This is a genomic window from Eubacterium sp. AF16-48, from assembly GCF_003479405.1.
Lineage (GTDB): Bacteria > Bacillota > Clostridia > Lachnospirales > Lachnospiraceae > Eubacterium_G > Eubacterium_G segne.
In genome coordinates this window covers 421,911-441,322 of sequence record NZ_QUHB01000001.1, presented here as the reverse complement: position 1 = coordinate 441,322, position 19,412 = coordinate 421,911, and the positions used below count along the sequence as shown (strand labels likewise).

Sequence of the window (19,412 nt, the reverse complement as noted above, 5' to 3'; positions counted from 1 at the left end):
ATGAAGTGGACAGATAAACAGTTAGATGTAATTAATACAAGAAACAGAAATATTTTAGTATCAGCAGCAGCCGGCTCCGGAAAAACCGCAGTTTTAGTTGAGAGAATTATTAATATGATTACTGATGAAGAAAGTGATGTAAACATCGACGAGCTTCTTGTGGTTACTTTTACCAGGGCGGCGGCTTCTGAAATGAAGGAACGTGTAAGGGCTGCCCTTGAAGAAGCGATAGAAAAAAATCCTGACAATGAAAATATTATTAAACAGCTTTCACTTATTCATAATGCGGATATATCTACCATAGACAGTTTTTGTGCAAAGATTGTAAGGGAAAACTTTGACAAAATAGATTTAGATCCTAATTTCAGAATTGCCGATGAAACTGAAATAAAAATGATTAAGGCGGATGTTATAGGAGAAATGCTTGAAGACTATTATTTAGAGGCAGATGAAAAGTTTATGAGTCTGGCAAAACAGTATTCGGCAGGAAGGCTTAAAGATAATATTGAAGAATTGATTGAACAGTTATACAAAAATGCCTGCGGTCACAGTGACCCGGAAAAATGGGTAAAAAACTGCGGAAATATATATAATATTAAAACTTTAGAAGAATTTGAAAATTCAGAGCTTTTAGGAGAAATAGTTAATTTTGCCAAATTAGAGTTAGATGGCATTTTAGAAGATTTAAATACGGCACTTAAAATTTCCATGGAAACAGACGGACCGGGATGCGTGGATGGATTGACCCAGCTTATGGAAAGCATTTCTGAAATACAAAAGCAGAATAATTACAATAAAATGCGTCTGGCGTTTAGAGGTGTTAAAAGTGTCACCCTAAGAGGTGCAAAGGGATGTGATGAGGCAAAGAAAAAGCAGGTTCAGGATATAAAGAAAAAGGCCATGGACAGGCTTGGTAAATTAGAATCGGAATTGTTTGAACAGACTGTTGAAGAAATGGCAGCTGATATTATAAAAAGTCATGACAGTGTCTCTATGATAATTAAATTAACCCTTGATTTTATGAAACGCTTTGCAGATAAAAAAGGGGAAAAGGGAATAATGGACTTTAATGACCAGGCGCATTTTGCTTTAAAGATATTACTTTCTGAAGATGAAAAGGGAAATGTATATCCTACAGATGTGGCAAGACAAATGGCAGAAAATTACAAGGAAATTATGATTGATGAATATCAGGACAGCAATTACGTTCAGGAGGATATTTTAAACAGCGTTTCAAAAGGTCAGGGAGTAAATAATATTTTCATGGTTGGTGACGTAAAACAAAGTATTTACAGATTCAGACAGGCGGAACCGGGACTTTTTTTACATAAGTATGACACATATTCTCAGGATTTAACTAAAGACTGCTGTAAAATAATTTTAGATAAAAACTTCCGAAGCAGAAGGGAAGTTATAAACAGTGTTAATTATATATTTAATTATATTATGACGGAAAAAGTAGGAGGGATAAATTACAAAAACGGAAACGGACTTACATATGGTGCAAAATACGATGAATCCATTAATAAGCAGGATAATTCTACTGAAATTTTTATGGTAGAAGGAGAGGGAAGGGAAGATGAAGCAGATTTTGTGGCAAAAAAAATACTCGAAATAACAGACCCGGAAAATGGTCTTAAAATAACAGAAGAGGGGCAAAATAAAAGAAGGGTAAAATATAGCGATATTACCATACTTTTAAGAAGTCTTAAGGGGGTAAGCGATATTTACCTTCAGGCATTAGAGGATAATGGAATACCGGCAGTGGCAGATTCTAAAACAGGATATTACCGGACTATAGAGGTTAGGACGGTAGTTAGTGCATTGTCAGTTATTGACAATCCATATCAGGATATTCCTTTAGCAACAATTTTAATAAGTCCCATGTTTTCATTTACGGAAAATGAGCTGGCAGTAATTAAGGCTGAAAACATCTGTGAATATCTGTATGACAACCTTTTACTGTATAAGGAAACGGGTTCTGATGCAGAAATTAAAGTAAAGGTTAAGGGGTTTTTGGATTTCCTTGATGATTACAGAAAACGTAGTGTATATATAAAAGTGTATGAGCTTATAGAACAGCTGGTAAATGAAACAGGCTATGATTATTATATTTCATCCATGCCGGGAGGAAAAAGAAGGCATCTAAATATTGAGGCTTTAAAAGAAAAAGCCGTGGCATATGAAAATATTAGTTACAAAGGTGTATTTAATTTTATCAGATATATAGAAAAATTACAGTATTTAGACAGCGACGACGGTGAGGCAGGAATTAGTCAGGAAAATGATAATACGGTAAAAATAATGTCCATACATAAAAGTAAGGGACTTCAATTTCCGGTGGTGTTTTTGTGTGACACCAACGGTGGCGGCAGAAATGACACAGACAAAATCGTGGTAGATGACAATGGAAATATTGGCGTTGACATGATAGATGAAAATTTGAAAGTAAAGTCACCAACTATTGTAAAAAGACTTATAAGGAGAAAGAACAAACAGGAGGATATGGCGGAGAGGCTTAGAATCCTTTATGTTGCCCTTACAAGAGCAAAGGAAAAGCTGATTATTACCGGTGTCACAAAGAAACTTACAAAGACTATTTCTGATTTAAAGGAAAGTATGTATAACGTAAAGGATGAAATGTCATACTCAAACATTGTTAATGCACCAAATATGTTTACGTGGATTGGCAAAACCGTGGCTAAAAACAAGGCTTTTGACACCATAGCGGAAAGAGAGTTTAATGGAACAAAGGCCAGGGATGAAATGTATAATGCAGAGGCAGACATTGTAATAAATACGGTGGAAGCGGAAGATATGTTATATCAGGAAGGAAAGGCTCTTATTAAGGATGAAATTGACAGCAAAAAGTTTGATAGGATTTTTAATCTAAAAGCTGATAATGGAGATGATGTTAAGAAAAAATTTGACTTTACATACCAATATTTAGATGATGTTACTTTACATTCAAAGGCAAGTGTAACGGAAATAAAGAAGCAAAGTATGGCTTATGTAGAGGAAATTGATGGAAATCAGGAGTTTCATAAGGAAACTGAAGTGCCGGAAATAATACCGGATTTTGCCAGAGAAGATATATCGGGCAATGAAACATTATACGGTGCAGAACGGGGCACCGCATATCACAGGGTATTTGAACTTCTTGATTTTGACATGGAGGAATATACCATAGATACCGTTAAGGAAATGATAGAATCCTTTGTGGATAAAGGGCTTATGACTAAAGAACAGGCAGGGTGTATTTACTATAAAGATATAATTTCATTTACAAAAACTGATTTGTTTAATAGAATGAAAAAGGCATATAAGAAAGGTAAGCTTTACAGGGAGCGGAAGTTTCTGTTAGGAGTTAAGGCTAATGAAATAAATGGCAGGTCAAATTCAGATGAAACAATGATAATTCAGGGTATAATTGATGTATGCTTTGAAGAAGATGGTGAGTTTGTTATTGCTGATTACAAAACAGATAAGGTTAAAACAATGGAGGAACTTGATAAACGTTATCATGTGCAGTTAGAATGTTATAAGCTTGCCATAGAGAGAATTTCTCAAATAAATGTTAAGGAAATGATAATTTATTCTGTGACATTGGGTAAGGAAGCAGAGATTAAAAAAGAAGATAAAGGAGAATGACAATGATTTTTCCAGAGTTTATAAAACCGGGAGATACTATAGGTGTTACAGCTACTTCCGGAGGAATAGTTAATGAGTTAAAACAAAAAAGAGTTGCAAATGCAACAGAACAATTAAAAAGTAAAGGATACAATGTTAAATTAACAGATAATGTATATAAGTCAGATAGCAGAGGTTGCAGCTCTACGGGAATGGAAAGGGGAAAACAGTTTAATGAATTAGTGTCAGATAAAAATGTTAGAGCTGTTTTTTCCGCAGCTGGTGGAGATTATCTTATGGAAATGCTTGATTATGTGGATTTTGAGCAGTTTAAGAATAATCCAAAGTGGTTTCAGGGATTTTCAGATAATACGGGACTGGTATATCCCATTGTAACAACCTGTGATGTGGCAGCGGTGTATGGATGCCATATAGGTGATTTCGGAATGAATCCGTGGCAAAAGCCGGTGGAGAGTGCTTTGGGAGTATTAGAAGGAAAAGTTAAGGTTCAAAAATCTTTTGACTATTACGAATCCCAACGCCATGAATATGTTACAGGTTATGAGGGATATTATAATGATGAAAAAGTAAGCTGGATAAACGGCCGTGGCGAGGAAAAAATAGAAATATCAGGGCGGCTTTTAGGAGGGTGTCTTGATGTTATAGCTTTCCTTATTGGTACTAAATATGACGGAACACAACAATTTGTGGAAAAATATAAAAAAGATGGTATAATATGGGCGTTGGAAAGCTTTAATATGGAGGATGTTGTTTTAGTAACCCATTTGTGGCAGATGAAGGAAAGAGGTTATTTTAAACATGCAAAGGGCTTTGTTTTTGGAAGACCTTTAATGTATAATTCGTGGATTGAACAGCCATATAAGGAAGCTATAATGTCCATACTTGGAGATTTAGATGTGCCGGTTATTTTTGATGCAGATATTGGTCATAAGGGACCACAGTTTTCAATAATAGAAGGTGCGTTGGCAAAAGTAAGTAGTACAGGCGGAAAAGGAGTTTTACAATATGCTTGAACTTAGAGATATTAAATTTAGTGTTAAAGAAGATGATGGAAAACAAAAAGATATAATTAATGGAATCAGCCTTAAAATTGATGAAAGTAAGTTTGTTGCCATAACAGGTCCTAACGGAAGTGGTAAATCCACACTGGCTAAGCTTATTGTAGGAATAATTAAGCCTACATCAGGTAAAATCATATACAATGGAACGGATATAACAGATATGTCCATTTCAGACAGGGCAAAATTAGGAATAAGCTTTGCTTTTCAGCAGCCTGTAAGATTTAAGGGAATAAAGGTAATTGACCTTCTTAGAATGGCTTCAGGAAAGCAGTTGTCCATAAGCGAAGCCTGTGAGTATCTGTCAGAGGTAGGTCTTTGTGCAAGGGATTATATAAATAGAGAGGTAGATGCAAGTCTTTCCGGTGGTGAATTAAAAAGAATAGAAATTGCCACAATTATTGCAAGAGGAACGGAATTATCTGTTTTTGATGAGCCGGAGGCAGGAATTGACTTATGGAGCTTTAACAGCCTTATTAAAGTATTTGAAAAGATGCAGCATAAGAACACTAACTCTATTCTTATAATATCCCATCAGGAGAGAATATTAGATATTGCAGATGAAATAATTCTTCTAGTGGATGGAAAGATAAAGGCACATGGAGATAAAGAGGAAATCATGCCTCTTGTTTTAGGAAATAATAACAATGTCTGTGAAAAATTACAGGCGTAAGGAGTGGTAATATGGATAAGATACAGATGGAATTATTTGAGCAGCTGACGGGACTTCATGAAATACCACAGGGTGCTTATAATATAAGGGCAAACAGCAAAAAGGACAGTAGAAATACTACTGAAAACATAAATATAGTAACTAAGGAAGACAAGGATGGCATAGATATATATGTGAAGCCGGGAACCAAAAATGAAAGTGTTCATATTCCTGTAGTTATCAGCAAAACCGGTTTAGAGGAATGCGTATATAACGATTTCCACATAGGTGAAGGTGCTGATGTTCTTATTGTGGCAGGATGTGGAATTCACAACAGTGGGGATAAACTATCTAAGCATGATGGCATTCATACATTTTATATTGGGAAAAATGCCAGGGTAAAATATGTGGAAAAGCATTATGGTAAGGGAGACGGAAACGGCGAAAACGTAATGAATCCTACAACTATAGTTAATATAGAAGAAGGTGGGTTTATGGAAATGGAAACAGTGCAGATAAAAGGCATTGATTCAACAGAAAGGGTAACATCGGCAAAACTTGACAAAGATGCAAAAATAGTAATTACCGAGCGTATTATGACCCACGGAAAACAGCATGCAACAACCCGTTTTAATGTGGACATGAATGGAGACGGCTCCAGTGCAAACGTTATTTCCCGTTCAGTGGCAAGAGACGATTCAAGACAGACATTTTTCTCGGTAATTAACGGAAATGCCAAGTGCAATGGACATTCAGAGTGCGACGCCATTATTATGGACAATGCAAAAATAAGTGCTATTCCGGAAATTACTGCAAATGATTTAGAGGCTTCCCTTATTCACGAGGCAGCAATAGGAAAAATTGCCGGAGAGCAGTTAATTAAGCTTCAGACATTAGGTCTTACTGAACAGGAAGCGGAAGAACAGATTGTTAATGGATTTTTAAGATAAAGGATAATTCATGGAAAATATAAGAAAAATTGCCGTTTTAACCAGTGGTGGAGATGCCCCGGGAATGAATTCAGCCATTCGTGCGGTAGTTTTTAGTGCCTGTAATTTAGGCATTGAAGTAGTTGGTATACTTCGTGGTTACGACGGATTAATAGATTTTGAAACTGCTCCTCTTAGTATGGATGATGTAAGAAACATAAACAACAGAGGAGGCACTATACTTTTTACCAGTAGAAGTGACAGATTTTTAAAAAAGGAATATAGAGAAAAGGCGGCGTTAAATCTAAGGGAAAACGGCATTGATACATTAGTGGCAATTGGAGGCGACGGTACTCTTCGTGGTGCAATTGATTTTAAGGAAGAAGGTATAAATGTTATATGTATTCCGGGAACAATTGACAGAGACATGGGGTGCAGTGAGTATACCTTAGGATTTGATACTGCCGTAAATACTGCCACAGAGGCAATTGACAAAATCAGAGATTCTTCAATATCTCACGGACGATGTAGTGTTGTGGAGGTTATGGGAAGAAAAAAAGGATATATTGCATTGTGGTCAGGGATGGCGGCATCAGCAGATGCCATATTGTTACCGGAAAAATGGCAGGGAGATTTTGACAGTGTTACTGATGCCATAAAGAAGCATCATACTGACGGACGGGACTGTTATTTAGTTGTAGTTGCGGAAGGCGTAACAGATGCAGAAGAATTGGCAAAGCTTATTCAGGAGAAAACCGGCATAGAATCAAGGGTGTCTGTTTTAGGATATATTCAAAGAGGTGGACAGCCATCGGCAAAGGACAGAATGTATGGTTCACTTATGGGAGCTTACGCTGTTGAGATTTTAAAAGAAAGCAGAAAAAACCGTGTAGTAGCTATTAAAAATGATTTGCTGGTAGATTATGATTTAGAAGAAGCATTGTCACTGAAAAATAACAGTTTAGATTCTTTCCAGTATCAGTTAAGTTTGAGATTATCAGAATAGTAAAATATTATATTAGAGAAGAAGGCAGAGAAATGAATAGAAGTAAATCAGAAACGACCCGTAGTATAGACATAGTAAATGGTGGTTTATGGAAAAATATTTTGATGTTTGCCATTCCACTGGCTGTAAGTAGTGTTTTGCAGCAGTTATTTAATTCTGTGGATGTGGCAGTAGTGGGAAAATTTGCCACCAGTCAGGACCAGGCAGCAGTAGGATGTACAGGTGCCCTTATTAATCTAATGATTAATTTGTTTGTAGGTATTTCAGTAGGAGCAAATGTTGTCATTTCTAATTATTTAGGCAGTAAAAAGGATGATAAAGTTAAAAGTGCCGTACATACATCAATTGTTATAGCTTTGGTAAGTGGCATTTTTTTACTTGTAATAGGAATTATTGTGGCACGACCGGTTCTTGTTTTAATGGACACTCCCGCAGACACTTTGGATCTGGCAGTAGATTACATGAAAATATACTTTCTTGGTATGCCTTTTATTATGCTATATAATTTTGGCGCAGCTATATTAAGAAGTATCGGAGATACAAAACGCCCCCTGTATTGCCTTACAGTGGCAGGTGTTTTAAATGCAGCCCTTAATCTTTTTCTTGTTATTGTTTTTCATCTTGGAGTAACAGGCGTTGCAATTGCAACAGTTATTTCTAATATTGTAAGTTCATTAATGATTACATATATACTTATTCATGAAAATGAACCTGTTAAACTTTCTGTTAAGGAATTAGGCATTTCAAAGCAGGATTTAAGTAAAATATTAAAAATAGGTGTGCCGGCAGGAATACAGGGAATGGTATTTTCTTTTGCCAATGTATTTATTCAGGCGGCTCTTAACGGATTTGGTTCTGATGTGGTGGCAGGTTCTGCGGTGGCACTTAATTATGAATTTATTATATATTTTATAGTTAGTGCTTTCAGTCAGACAGCGGTAACCTTTGTTAGCACTAACTTTGGTGCAGGAAATTATGACAGAGTTAAAAAAGTATTCCGTATATGTATGATATACAGCGTAGTGATTTCACAGGCTTTGGGAATAATTGTGGCATTAAACGGTTTCTTTTTTGCTTCAATATTCACTTCAAAAGCGGCAGTGGCAGGCTATGCAGTAACAAGAATGAGATTGCTACTGTTCTTTTATCTTTTAGTAAGCTCCTATGAAATAGGTGGTGCAGCCCTTAGAGGAATGGGACACTCCATGACACCGGCAGCCCTTACGGTATTTGGAACCTGTGTATTGAGATTAGTATGGATATACACTGTTTTTGTAAAATATCATTCATATGATGTTTTGCTTATTGTATATCCTGTTTCATGGATTATAACGGGAGTTGCGGTATTAGCGGCATACGTTTATGTAAGTAAAAAGGAATGTAAAATATGATATATAAATTAGAGGATACAAAAACTGTAAACTATCTGTTTGAAAAATGGGATGAAGGAGTAATATGGGGATGCCTTGAAAAAGTTATGGGAGATATATATGTGGATAATTTAAATAATCCTACGTCTGCCATGGCTATTTTAGGGGATTTCTGCTATTTTGCAGGAAAATTAAATGAAGAATTAGTAATGTTTAAACCGGATAAATTTAAAAATTCCATTATTATGGTGCCGGAAGATACAGAATGGGGCACCTTAATTGAAAAGTGCTTTGGAAACAAGGCAGAAAAAACAACCAGATATGCAATGAAAAAGGAAAAAGGTGTTTTTAATGTAGAGCATTTAAAAAGCATTGCAGAAGGTTTATCAAAGGAATATGAAATAAAAATAATTGATGAAAAACTATACAATGCCTGTTTTAAGGAGCAGTGGAGCAGGGACTTTGTAGCACAATATGATACATATGAAATGTACAGTGAAAAGGGAATGGGTGTTGCAATATTAAAGGATGGAGAATTAATTTCCGCTGCGTCCTCTTATTCCGGATTTAAGGATGGAATTGAAGTGGAAATTGCTACAAGAAAAGATTACAGACACAAAGGTCTTGCAAGCATATGTGGTGCTAAATTAATTCTTGAATGTATCAAAAAAGGATGGTATCCAAGCTGGGACGCAAGAATAATGTGGTCAGTAAAAATGGCAGAAAAATTAGGATATCATTTTTCCCATGAATATGTGGCATATAATGTTAATTATAATGATTAGTTTAAAAATAAGGCACAAATTTTTTACAATTATTTTAATCGCACGCTATTGACAGTGTGCGATTGAAGTGTTAGTATATTCACTACTTCGGAGGATATTATGAATAAAATAACAGATAAGAGGAAAGATTGCTTTTATATGATAAAGCAGTTGCATGATAACATTGAAAAAAATGCCAATAATGCATTAAAAAAATATGATTTAACAATGATGCAGCTTGGAGCATTAATGAGGTTAAATAAAGATGGAGGGGGAGAATGCACCCTGAAAGAATTTGAAAAATTATTGCATTTGGCACAATCTACCACAGCAGGTATTGTAAAGAGATTGGAACAGAAAAAATTTGTTGAGTGTTTTGGTGATCCCTTTGATAAGAGAATAAAAAAGGTTCGTATTACCGGAGAAGGAATAAAGCTTTGCAGTATTGCAGCCATAGATATGGAACATGCAGTTAAAAAATATACAAAAGGCATTTCAAAGGAGGAGCTTAATACATTTGTAAATGTAATAATAAAGCTGTGTGAAAATGCAGATAGTTAATAGTATGTAAAGGAGACTAATAGATGTTTAAACTTTTTAAGAATTTAGAGAAAAAAGACAGATGTTTTATTTTAATAGCTTTAGTTTTCATTGTAGCCCAGGTATGGCTTGATTTGAAACTTCCGGATTACATGTCTGAAATTACAGTGTTAGTTGAAACCCCTGACAGCAGTATGCAGGACATTTTAATTGCAGGAGGGAAAATGCTTGCGTGTGCTTTTGGAAGTTTGGTTTCAGGTATTTCAGTGGCAGTATTGGCGGCTAAGTCAGGTATTGATTTTGCTGCAACCATCAGAGAAAAGCTGTTTCATAAGGTACAGGATTTCTCCATGGAGGAAATTGGAAAGTTTTCCACAGCCAGCCTTATAACAAGAACTACTAACGATGTATCACAAATTCAGATTTTAATTGTAATGGGACTTCAGGCAATTGCCAAGGCACCTATTATGGCTGTATGGGCAATACTTAAAATTTATAATAAAAGCTGGCAGTGGACGGCATCTACAGGAGTTGCACTGGTAATTTTATTATCAATTGTTATTACATGTATTGTTCTTGCATCTCCGAAGTTTAAAAAGATGCAGGTATTAACTGATAACTTAAACAGGGTTACAAGGGAAAATCTTACAGGATTAAATGTAATAAGAGCATATAATGCAGAAGAGTATCAGGAAGAAAAGTTTGAAAAGGCTAACAATGAGCTTACATCTGCTAATATGTTTGCAAACAGAACCATGGCATTTCTTATGCCGGGAATACAGGGGGTAATGAATGGTCTTACCCTTGCAATATATTGGATAGGGGCAATATTAATTAATAATGCGGCAATGAATAAGAAACTTACATTATTTTCAGATATGGTTGTATTTTCTTCCTATGCAATGCAGGTTATTATGGCGTTTATCATGCTGGTTATGATTTTTATGATTTGGCCTAGGGCATCAGTAGCTGCAAATCGTATCACAGAAGTTTTAGATACTGATATAACCATAAAAGACGGTAGCTTAGATGGAGATACTAAGGAAAAAGGCACTGTTGAGTTTAAAAATGTATCTTTTGCATATACTGATGCTGCGGCAAATGTTGTGGAAAATATCAGTTTTAAGGCAAATAAAGGTGAAACAATAGCTTTTATTGGAGCTACAGGATGTGGAAAAAGTACGGTAATTAATCTTATTCCAAGGTTTTATGACGTAACAGACGGAGAAGTGTTAGTTGACGGAATAAACGTTAAAGATTACAAACAAAATGAACTTAGAAATAAAATAGGATATGTTTCCCAAAAGGCAATTTTATTTTCCGGGGACGTAGAATCAAATGTTGCATATGGTGATAATGGGAAGAAAGATGCTACGCCTGATGAGGTAAAGGAAGCCGTAAAAATTGCATGCGCAGATGATTTTGTGGAAAATCTCAAGGATAAATACCATGGTTATGTGGCACAGGGAGGAGATAATTTCTCAGGTGGACAAAAACAGCGTTTGTCAATAGCAAGAGCTATAGCAAAGAAGGCAGAAATACTTATTTTTGATGACTCATTTTCAGCTCTTGATTATAAAACTGACAGAAAGCTGCGTACGGCTTTGAAAAAACAGTGTAGCGACACTACGAAAATAATTGTAGCCCAGAGAATAGGAACCATAAGGGATGCAGATTTAATTATTGTGTTAGATGGCGGAAAAATCGCAGGAAAAGGAACTCATAGTGAGTTAATGGAATCCTGTGAGGAATACAGACAAATCGCATACTCTCAGTTATCAAAGGAGGAATTGGCGTAATGGAAGGTAGAACAACAAATAGAAGAGGAATGAGACATCCGGGAATGCCTGTAGCAATGTCAAAGGAAAAGGTAACGAAAGGCACATGGAGCAAGCTCCTTAAATACTGTAAGAATTATTGGGCATTTATTATAATTGCAATAATATGTGCCTGTGGAGGAACGGTTTTAACACTGATTGGCCCTGATAAGGTATCGGAAATTACAGATACCATTATTAAAGGTATAATGCCTAATGCCAAAATGGATATGGATAAAATTAAGTCAACAGCAATGATTTTGGCTGTTTTATATGGTGTTGGTGCCATTCTTTCAGCAACTCAGGGATTTATAATGTCAACAGTTACACAGTATGTGTCAAGAAAACTTAGAAATGACATTTCAGTAAAAATCAATAAGCTTCCCATGAATTACTATCATCATAATTCCACTGGAGATGTGTTATCCCGTGTTACAAATGATGTAGATATGATTGCTACATCTCTTAACATGAGTATTGGAACAATGGTTTCTGCTGTTACATTGTTTGCAGGTTCTCTTATAATGATGATAAAAACAGATGTTGTAATGACCATTGCCGGAGTTCTTTCAACATTGTTAGGTTTTGTACTTATGATGGTTATTATGAAACATTCCCAGAAATATTTTACAAAGCAGCAAATGAATCTTGGAGCAATAAATGGTCACATAGAAGAAATATATTCAGGTCATACAGTGGTAAAAGCCTATAATGGAGAAGATAAGGCAAAGAAGCAGTTTGATGAGTTAAATGAAGCTTTAAGAAACAGTGGCTTTAAGGCACAGGCAATGTCAGGACTTATGATGCCTTTAATGACTTTTATTGGTAATTTCGGTTATGCTACAGTTTGCGTGGTAGGAGCTGCCCTTGCCATGAATGGAAATATTTCTTTTGGTGTTATTGTTTCGTTTATGATGTATATAAGATATTTTACCCAGCCATTGTCACAGTTAGCCCAGGCATTTCAGCAGTTGCAGTCGGCAGGTGCCGCATCATCCCGTGTTTTTGAGTTTTTAGGTGAAGAGGAAATGCAGGATGAAAGTAATAAGAAGGCAATAATTACCAATACCAAAGGTGATGTGGAGTTTTCTCATGTACGATTTGGGTATGAGCCTGACAAAATAATAATAAATGATTTTTCGGCTAGGGCGAAGGCAGGTCAGAAAATAGCCATAGTAGGGCCTACAGGTGCAGGAAAAACTACACTGGTTAATTTGTTAATGCGTTTTTATGAAATAAACAGTGGTGAAATAAAAATCGACGGAGTATCCACAGCAGATATTAAAAGAGAGGATGTTCACTCAAAATTCTGTATGGTATTACAGGATACATGGTTGTTTGAAGGAAGTATCAGGGAAAACCTGATTTATTGTTCAGAAAATAAATCAGAGAAAAAAATGAGGGAAGCATGTAAGGCAGTTGGTCTTGACCACTTTATAAGAACACTTCAAAATGGATATGATACTATTTTAAATGATCAGATTAACCTGTCTCAGGGACAGAAACAGCAACTTACAATAGCCAGGGCAATGATAGCTGATAAACCTATTTTGATTTTAGATGAGGCTACAAGTTCTATTGATACAAGAACTGAGCAGAAAATCCAGAAAGCCATGGATGAACTTATGAAGAACAGAACATCCTTTGTAATTGCCCACAGATTGTCTACAATAAAAAATGCGGATTTAATTCTCGTATTAAAGGATGGAGATATTATTGAAAGTGGAAATCATCAGGAGCTTATGAGCAAAAACGGATTTTATGCAGATTTGTATAACAGTCAGTTTGAACAGGCATGTTAATGTATTATTTTATTAGAAGAGGGGAATATGGGGGAAAAATCAGATAATTCGCTTAGTTTGGCGTTGGAAATCCCACAGGAGGAATTAATGAAATCTCAGGGATTAATGACAGGTTTTGATTCAGAAGAGGATGTATGGGAACTTATTGTAAGGTATACAGGAAATTTAGATAAAGTAAGGGAAATAAACGGCGTAGATGTTAGAGAGCTTTCTAACGGCTATGCCGTTTTAAATGTAAAAAAGGAATTGATAGATGAAGTGGCTAATGTGGAGGAGATTATCTACATTGAGAAGCCTACGGCACTTATATTTTCACTGCTTAGGGGAAAACAGGCATCCTGCATAAATGAGGTACAGCAGACCTTTGCAAATAATGAAAACAATGGTCTTTTTGGAGAAGGAGTGATAGTGGGAATAGCTGACAGTGGCATTGATTTTACCCATGAGGCTTTTAGAAATCAGGATGGAACCACAAGAATACTTAATTTGTGGGACCAGACAAATGACAGAGTTTATAATGCAGAAGAAATTAACGAGGCTTTAAAATCAGAAAATCCATATGAATCGGTAAATTCCGTGGATTATTCAGGACACGGAACCCATGTGGCAGGAATTGCAGCAGGCAATTTTGCTGAAAATAAAAATGATAATCTGGGAATCGCAACAAAAAGCAGTCTTGTAATTGTAAAGATGGCTTTAGCAGGGGAGAGGTCGTTTCCAAGAACAACTCAGTTAATGGAGGCCGTTGATTATATGATAAAGGTGGCGGAAAGCTATAAAATGCCTTTGGCGATGAACTTAAGCTTTGGCAACAGCTATGGTTCTCATGATGGCACATCTCTTCTTTCTACTTATTTGGATTCCATGGCTGACGGTAGAAGGGTATCCATATGCGTGGGGGCGGGAAATGAGGGAGACAGTGCCGGCCATGCAGGAGGATATGTATTTGAGCCTACAGATGTGGAAGTTCAGGTATCACGTTTTCAAAAGGCATTTAGTATTCAGTTATGGAAAAACTTTTCAGATGAATTTAGGGTACAGATAATTGCACCTTCAGGCTTTATTATAGATGTGACTGAAATTTATAACAGGGCACATAAATATGAGATAGATGAGACAAATGTTTATGTGTTTTATGGGACTCCTAAGCCTTATACCCAGTATCAGGAAATATATTTTGAACTTATACCGGTTTCAAATTATGTGAAATCAGGAATATGGACCATAAGACTTACACCTGAAAATATAGTTACGGGACGATATGATATGTGGCTTCCGGAAGGAGGAATTATAAACGAAAATACCTCATTTTTAAGACCTGACCCTGATATAACACTTACGGTTCCTTCCACGTCTTCAAAGGTAATAAGTGTTGGAGCATATAATTCATCTAATGATGTAATGGCATCCTTTTCGGGACGGGGATTTACCAGGGAAACAAATCAGGTAAAACCGGATATTGTGGCACCGGGAGTGAATATAAGTTCGGCATCAAATACGGGGGGAGTATCCGTAAGAACCGGAACATCCATGGCAACGCCTTTTGTGTGTGGCAGTGCGGCCTTAATGATGGAATGGGGGATAGTTCGGGGAAATGATCCTTTTCTGTACGGGCAGAAATTAAAAAGTTATCTTATAAAGGGAAGCAGAAAACTTCCGGGATTTACAAGGTGGCCTAACGAACAGGCAGGGTGGGGAGCTTTGTGTGTTTCTGAGAGTATACCTAAATAATATACTTTAAATATTTTCACTATTGACGATTAAATATAGACGCAGTAAACTTTACAACGGTGTGGGCGATTAACTATTCAGCAGAACATAAAAATACCATATTGGATACTGCCTGCTGAATGGCAATATGTGTCACAAATGAGGAAAGAAACATGAAATGGAAACACATTTTAGCAATCGGACTGTCGGCAGCAATGGTTATGTCTACAGTATTAAAAGAGGGAACAATCGTATATGCCAATACCGAAATGGAAACAATAAGTTATGGTGGGAATACTTTTGAAGCAGCTGGTATTTAGGTAGAAGATGGAGAAAATCCCGAAGGTGCAGATTTAGGATATGGTACCGTTACAGACAGTGGGACAGTTTCTGATGAAACTAGTGGAACGGAAATTGTATGGACAGTTTATGACAGTGGAAAACAGGTAATAGAAGGAACAGGAGTAACACCGGACTGGTCACCCTGGTTTGAAAACAAAGAAAATATTACAGATGTAACTATAGGAGATGGAATTACAGCATTAGGAGAACGAAATTTTATTAACTATCCGGGACTTAGAACGGTCACCATACAGGGAAATCTGCATTTACAGGATGCAGTGGAATCACAACACTGAAAATTCCGGGAAGCGTTACAGAGATTGGTGAAACGGCTTTTGCAAAATGTATAGGACTTGAAGAACTGGATATAGAAGAAGGAGTTCAGACTGTGGCAGAGGCAGCATTTGCAGATTGCTCTAATCTTAAAACTATTATTTTACCTAAGTCTGTCAGCAGTTTCGCAAAGAATTTTATCATAGATTTTAGTCCGGTAAAAAGGATTTGTTACAGAGGCGTTGCAAAGAAGTTAAGTCTCAAAAACAGTAAAAAGTTTACATTAAAAACAGTAATTACACCATTGACAAGTCTTCAGAAAGTAACTTACAAATCCAGCAATAAAAAAGTGGCAACAGTTACTTCAAAAGGTGTAATTAAGACACGGAAAAAGGAACAGCAGTAATTACTGTGAAGTCAGGAAGAAAAACTATAAAGTGCAAAATTACAGTAAAATAAATTAATTTTTAAAATATGCGGTTTAAAGAAATTTGTGTGGCGGACAGCCACATATTTTTTACGTATTTCAAGTGCAAAATACAGTACATTGGTAACATTGACATTAAATAATCAGGTTATATAATAATTTAGAACATACAAAATCATCATATATAGGAGAAAAGATGAAATATATACAACAACTTTTAATTATACTTGGAATATCCTTTGCAGGAGAAGTCTTAAAATATATGCTTCCCCTTCCGATTCCTGCGGGGATATATGGTATGGCAATATTATTTATTGGATTAATGACAGGATTAATTAAATTAGAAGCAGTTAGGGAAACAGGAAAATTCCTTATTGAGATTATGCCGTTAATGTTCATTCCGGCAGGAATGGGATTAATGAATAGCTGGGGAAAGCTTGCATCGGTGCTTGTCCCTGTATGTATAATCACGGCTGTTACCATTATAACGGTAATGGTTGCCACAGGCAGAATGTCCCAGTGGGTTATAAGAAAAAGCAGAAATAAGGAGACAGATAGGGATGAATGATTTTTTTAGAGAGTCAATGTTTGCCGGCGTAACTTTAAGTTTGGTGGCATATTTAATAGGAACATTGTTAAAAAAGAAGTTTAAATTGGGAATTTTTAATCCCCTATTAATTTCAATTGTGGTATCAATAGTGGTTCTGGTTGTAGGAAAAGTTGATTATTACACTTACAATGAGGGGGCAAAATACCTAAGCTGGCTACTGACTCCGGCAACAGTGTGTCTTGCAATACCTCTTTATGAGCAGTGGGGATTACTCCTTAAAAATTTTAAGGCGGTTATGTTAGGACTTGTGGCAGGTACAATAACAAGTCTTACAACAGTTCTGGTATTAGCCTTGATTTGTGGTTTGTCTCATGAAGAATATGTAACTTTACTTCCAAAATCCATAACAACAGCCATAGGAATGGGTGTATCGGAGGAGTTGGGAGGATATGTAACCATAACTGTAGCTGTAATAATTATTACCGGTGTATTGGGAAATATTTTTGGAGAATTAATTTGCAAAATATTTAAAATTGATGAACCGATTTCTAGGGGACTGGCTTTTGGTGCCTCATCCCATGCAATAGGAACTGCGAAAGCCTTGGAAATAGGTGAGGTTGAAGGGGCAATGAGCAGTCTTGCCATAGCGGTATCAGGAATACTTACGGTAGCACTGTCATCATTATATGCAAATTTTATGTAATAGAAGATTAATTATAAAATTAGGAGAACGAGGATATATGATAATAACAATAGCAAGAGAATGTGGATGTAATGGAGATGATATTGGAAGATTTTTAGCTGAAAAATACAATATTCCCTGTTACACCAAAAAAGAACTGGAAAAAATTGCAAAGGAAGAACATATTTACGAAAAATATCCTTTTTTCTTTAATGAAGTATCCCTTGAATTAATGATGGATACTGTAGCAGATGAAATGAAACAGCACTTAAGAAACACGCCTAAAGAGGCTCTGGGGAAAACTGTCAAAAATGGTGATTTTGTTATCATTGGAAGGGCATCAAATTATGCTTTTAGGGACAGGGACGATGTTGTAAGAATATTTTTATGTGGTGAAAAAAAACAGCGCATTAGAAATATTGCAATAAAACATAATGTGTCTGAAAGAAAGGCAGGAATAATAGTTGATGAGACAGATAACAGAAGAAGGAGTTATCACAAATATTATACAGGAGAAGAGTGGGGGTATGCAGGTAATTATGATATGTGCCTGGATGCAATAAACCTGGAAAAAACAGGAGTAGGCGAAATGATTGATGAATATTTAAAGTTAAAGAATGTATAATAATGTAGGATTTCTAAAAAATAAATAATCATGTTGCATATTATTTTAATAAAGTATATAATTATATTTAACAAAATAATATGACAAATTAATATTGACAAGGATAGGATAATGTACTATCATAATAGCGAACAACAGTTCGATTAAAATAAGCGAGGATTAATATGAATAAAGAAGATAAGTTAAAGGCATTAGATGCAGCCATATCACAGATTGAGAAGCAGCATGGTAAGGGTGCCATTATGAAATTAGGTGATTCAGGTAATAAGATGAATGTTGAATCACTTCCTACAGGTTCATTAAGTTTGGATTTAGCTTTAGGTATAGGAGGAATTCCAAGGGGCAGAATTATTGAGATATATGGTCCGGAGTCCAGTGGTAAGACTACGGTTGCGCTACATATGATTGCTGAAACACAGAAGAGAGGTGGAGTGGCAGGCTTTATTGATGCGGAACATGCACTTGACCCGGTATATGCCAAGGCTATAGGTGTGGATATTGATAATTTATATATATCCCAGCCGGATTACGGCGAGCAGGCATTAGAGATTACAGAGACTATGGTTAGATCCGGAGCTGTAGATATTATTATAGTGGACTCAGTTGCCGCTCTTGTACCTAAGGCTGAGATAGATGGAGATATGGGAGATTCTCATATGGGACAGCAGGCAAGACTTATGTCACAGGCACTTAGAAAGCTTACGGGGATAGTTAATAAAACAGGATGTTCAGTTGTGTTTATTAACCAGTTAAGAGAAAAAATCGGTGTTATGTTTGGAAATCCAGAAACAACAACCGGTGGACGTGCGTTGAAGTTCTATGCATCAGTCAGACTTGATGTTAGAAGAGTGGAGACACTTAAGGCAGGTGGTGAAATGGTAGGTAACCGTGCAAGAGTTAAAGTGGTTAAGAATAAGGTTGCACCGCCATTTAAGGAAGCTGAATTTGACATTATGTTTGGAAAGGGAATATCAAGAGAAGGTGATATTCTTGATTTGGCAGCTAACTGTGGAGTTGTAATAAAGAGTGGATCATGGTATGCATATAATTCTGAAAAGATTGGTCAGGGAAGAGAGAATGCAAAAAAATACCTTCTTGAAAATCCGACCATTATGGAAGAAATAGAGACAAAAGTACGTGATTTTTATGCATTAGACGGCAGTGAGGAAAAAGATGCCGATAATAATACTGAAACGGAGTAATATTGCAACAAC

General features: G+C 36.1%; 16 protein-coding genes and 1 pseudogene. All 17 read left to right on the top strand.

The window, feature by feature from the left end; genetic code table 11:
* Nucleotides 1-3,651 (top strand): helicase-exonuclease AddAB subunit AddA, encoded by a 3,651-nt coding sequence (addA, locus tag DWW68_RS01995; protein WP_118588684.1) that lies wholly within the window; start codon nt 1-3, stop codon nt 3,649-3,651.
* 2 nt (nt 3,652-3,653) lie between these two features.
* A complete protein-coding gene (locus DWW68_RS01990; RefSeq protein ID WP_158576784.1) occupies nt 3,654-4,664 on the top strand; it encodes a S66 peptidase family protein in 1,011 nt (336 codons plus the stop codon).
* Entirely contained in the window at nt 4,657-5,382 is a 726-nt protein-coding gene (locus DWW68_RS01985) for an ATP-binding cassette domain-containing protein (RefSeq protein ID WP_118588682.1), read from the top strand. The genes DWW68_RS01990 and DWW68_RS01985 overlap by 8 nt, the downstream gene beginning before the upstream one ends.
* 11 nt (nt 5,383-5,393) lie before the next feature.
* A complete protein-coding gene (locus tag DWW68_RS01980; protein ID WP_118588681.1) occupies nt 5,394-6,311 on the top strand; it encodes a SufD family Fe-S cluster assembly protein in 918 nt (305 codons plus the stop codon).
* Nucleotides 6,312-6,321: 10 nt separating this feature from the next.
* Nucleotides 6,322-7,296: an ATP-dependent 6-phosphofructokinase gene (locus DWW68_RS01975; RefSeq protein WP_118588680.1), complete on the top strand. Its 975-nt coding sequence runs from the start codon at nt 6,322-6,324 to the stop codon at nt 7,294-7,296.
* A 32-nt stretch (nt 7,297-7,328) separates the two neighbouring features.
* Nucleotides 7,329-8,687, top strand: coding sequence for an MATE family efflux transporter (locus tag DWW68_RS01970; RefSeq protein WP_199641169.1), 1,359 nt, complete (start codon nt 7,329-7,331; stop codon nt 8,685-8,687).
* The gene (locus tag DWW68_RS01965; RefSeq protein ID WP_118588679.1) at nt 8,684-9,451 is read left to right on the top strand and encodes a GNAT family N-acetyltransferase; all 768 of its coding nucleotides are present in this window, start codon (nt 8,684-8,686) and stop codon (nt 9,449-9,451) included. The genes DWW68_RS01970 and DWW68_RS01965 overlap by 4 nt, the downstream gene beginning before the upstream one ends.
* 99 nt (nt 9,452-9,550) lie before the next feature.
* Nucleotides 9,551-9,991, top strand: coding sequence for a MarR family transcriptional regulator (locus DWW68_RS01960; protein ID WP_118588678.1), 441 nt, complete (start codon nt 9,551-9,553; stop codon nt 9,989-9,991).
* 23 nt (nt 9,992-10,014) lie between these two features.
* On the top strand, nt 10,015-11,769 hold the full coding sequence (locus DWW68_RS01955; RefSeq protein WP_118588677.1) for an ABC transporter ATP-binding protein: 1,755 nt from the start codon (nt 10,015-10,017) through the stop codon (nt 11,767-11,769).
* A gap of 56 nt (nt 11,770-11,825) precedes the next feature.
* Nucleotides 11,826-13,589, top strand: coding sequence for an ABC transporter ATP-binding protein (locus DWW68_RS01950; protein ID WP_243052990.1), 1,764 nt, complete (start codon nt 11,826-11,828; stop codon nt 13,587-13,589).
* Between the two features lie 27 nt (nt 13,590-13,616).
* Nucleotides 13,617-15,320, top strand: coding sequence for a S8 family peptidase (locus DWW68_RS01945; protein ID WP_118588675.1), 1,704 nt, complete (start codon nt 13,617-13,619; stop codon nt 15,318-15,320).
* 152 nt (nt 15,321-15,472) lie between these two features.
* On the top strand, nt 15,473-15,619 hold the full coding sequence (locus DWW68_RS13355) for a hypothetical protein (protein WP_158576783.1): 147 nt from the start codon (nt 15,473-15,475) through the stop codon (nt 15,617-15,619).
* 287 nt (nt 15,620-15,906) lie between these two features.
* Nucleotides 15,907-16,320 (top strand): annotated as a pseudogene (locus DWW68_RS01940) (leucine-rich repeat domain-containing protein); the annotation flags it as partial.
* A 217-nt stretch (nt 16,321-16,537) separates the two neighbouring features.
* A complete protein-coding gene (locus DWW68_RS01935) occupies nt 16,538-16,909 on the top strand; it encodes a CidA/LrgA family protein (RefSeq protein ID WP_118588673.1) in 372 nt (123 codons plus the stop codon).
* Nucleotides 16,902-17,594 carry an LrgB family protein gene (locus DWW68_RS01930; protein ID WP_118588672.1) on the top strand — a complete coding sequence of 231 codons (693 nt, stop codon included), beginning with the start codon at nt 16,902-16,904 and terminating at the stop codon, nt 17,592-17,594. Before DWW68_RS01935 ends, DWW68_RS01930 begins: the two co-directional genes overlap by 8 nt.
* Nucleotides 17,595-17,631: 37 nt before the next feature.
* The gene (locus DWW68_RS01925; RefSeq protein WP_118588671.1) at nt 17,632-18,198 is read left to right on the top strand and encodes a cytidylate kinase-like family protein; all 567 of its coding nucleotides are present in this window, start codon (nt 17,632-17,634) and stop codon (nt 18,196-18,198) included.
* Nucleotides 18,199-18,362: 164 nt separating this feature from the next.
* Entirely contained in the window at nt 18,363-19,400 is a 1,038-nt protein-coding gene (recA, locus tag DWW68_RS01920; RefSeq protein WP_021953158.1) for a recombinase RecA, read from the top strand.
* The last annotated feature ends 12 nt before the right edge of the window (nt 19,401-19,412 follow it).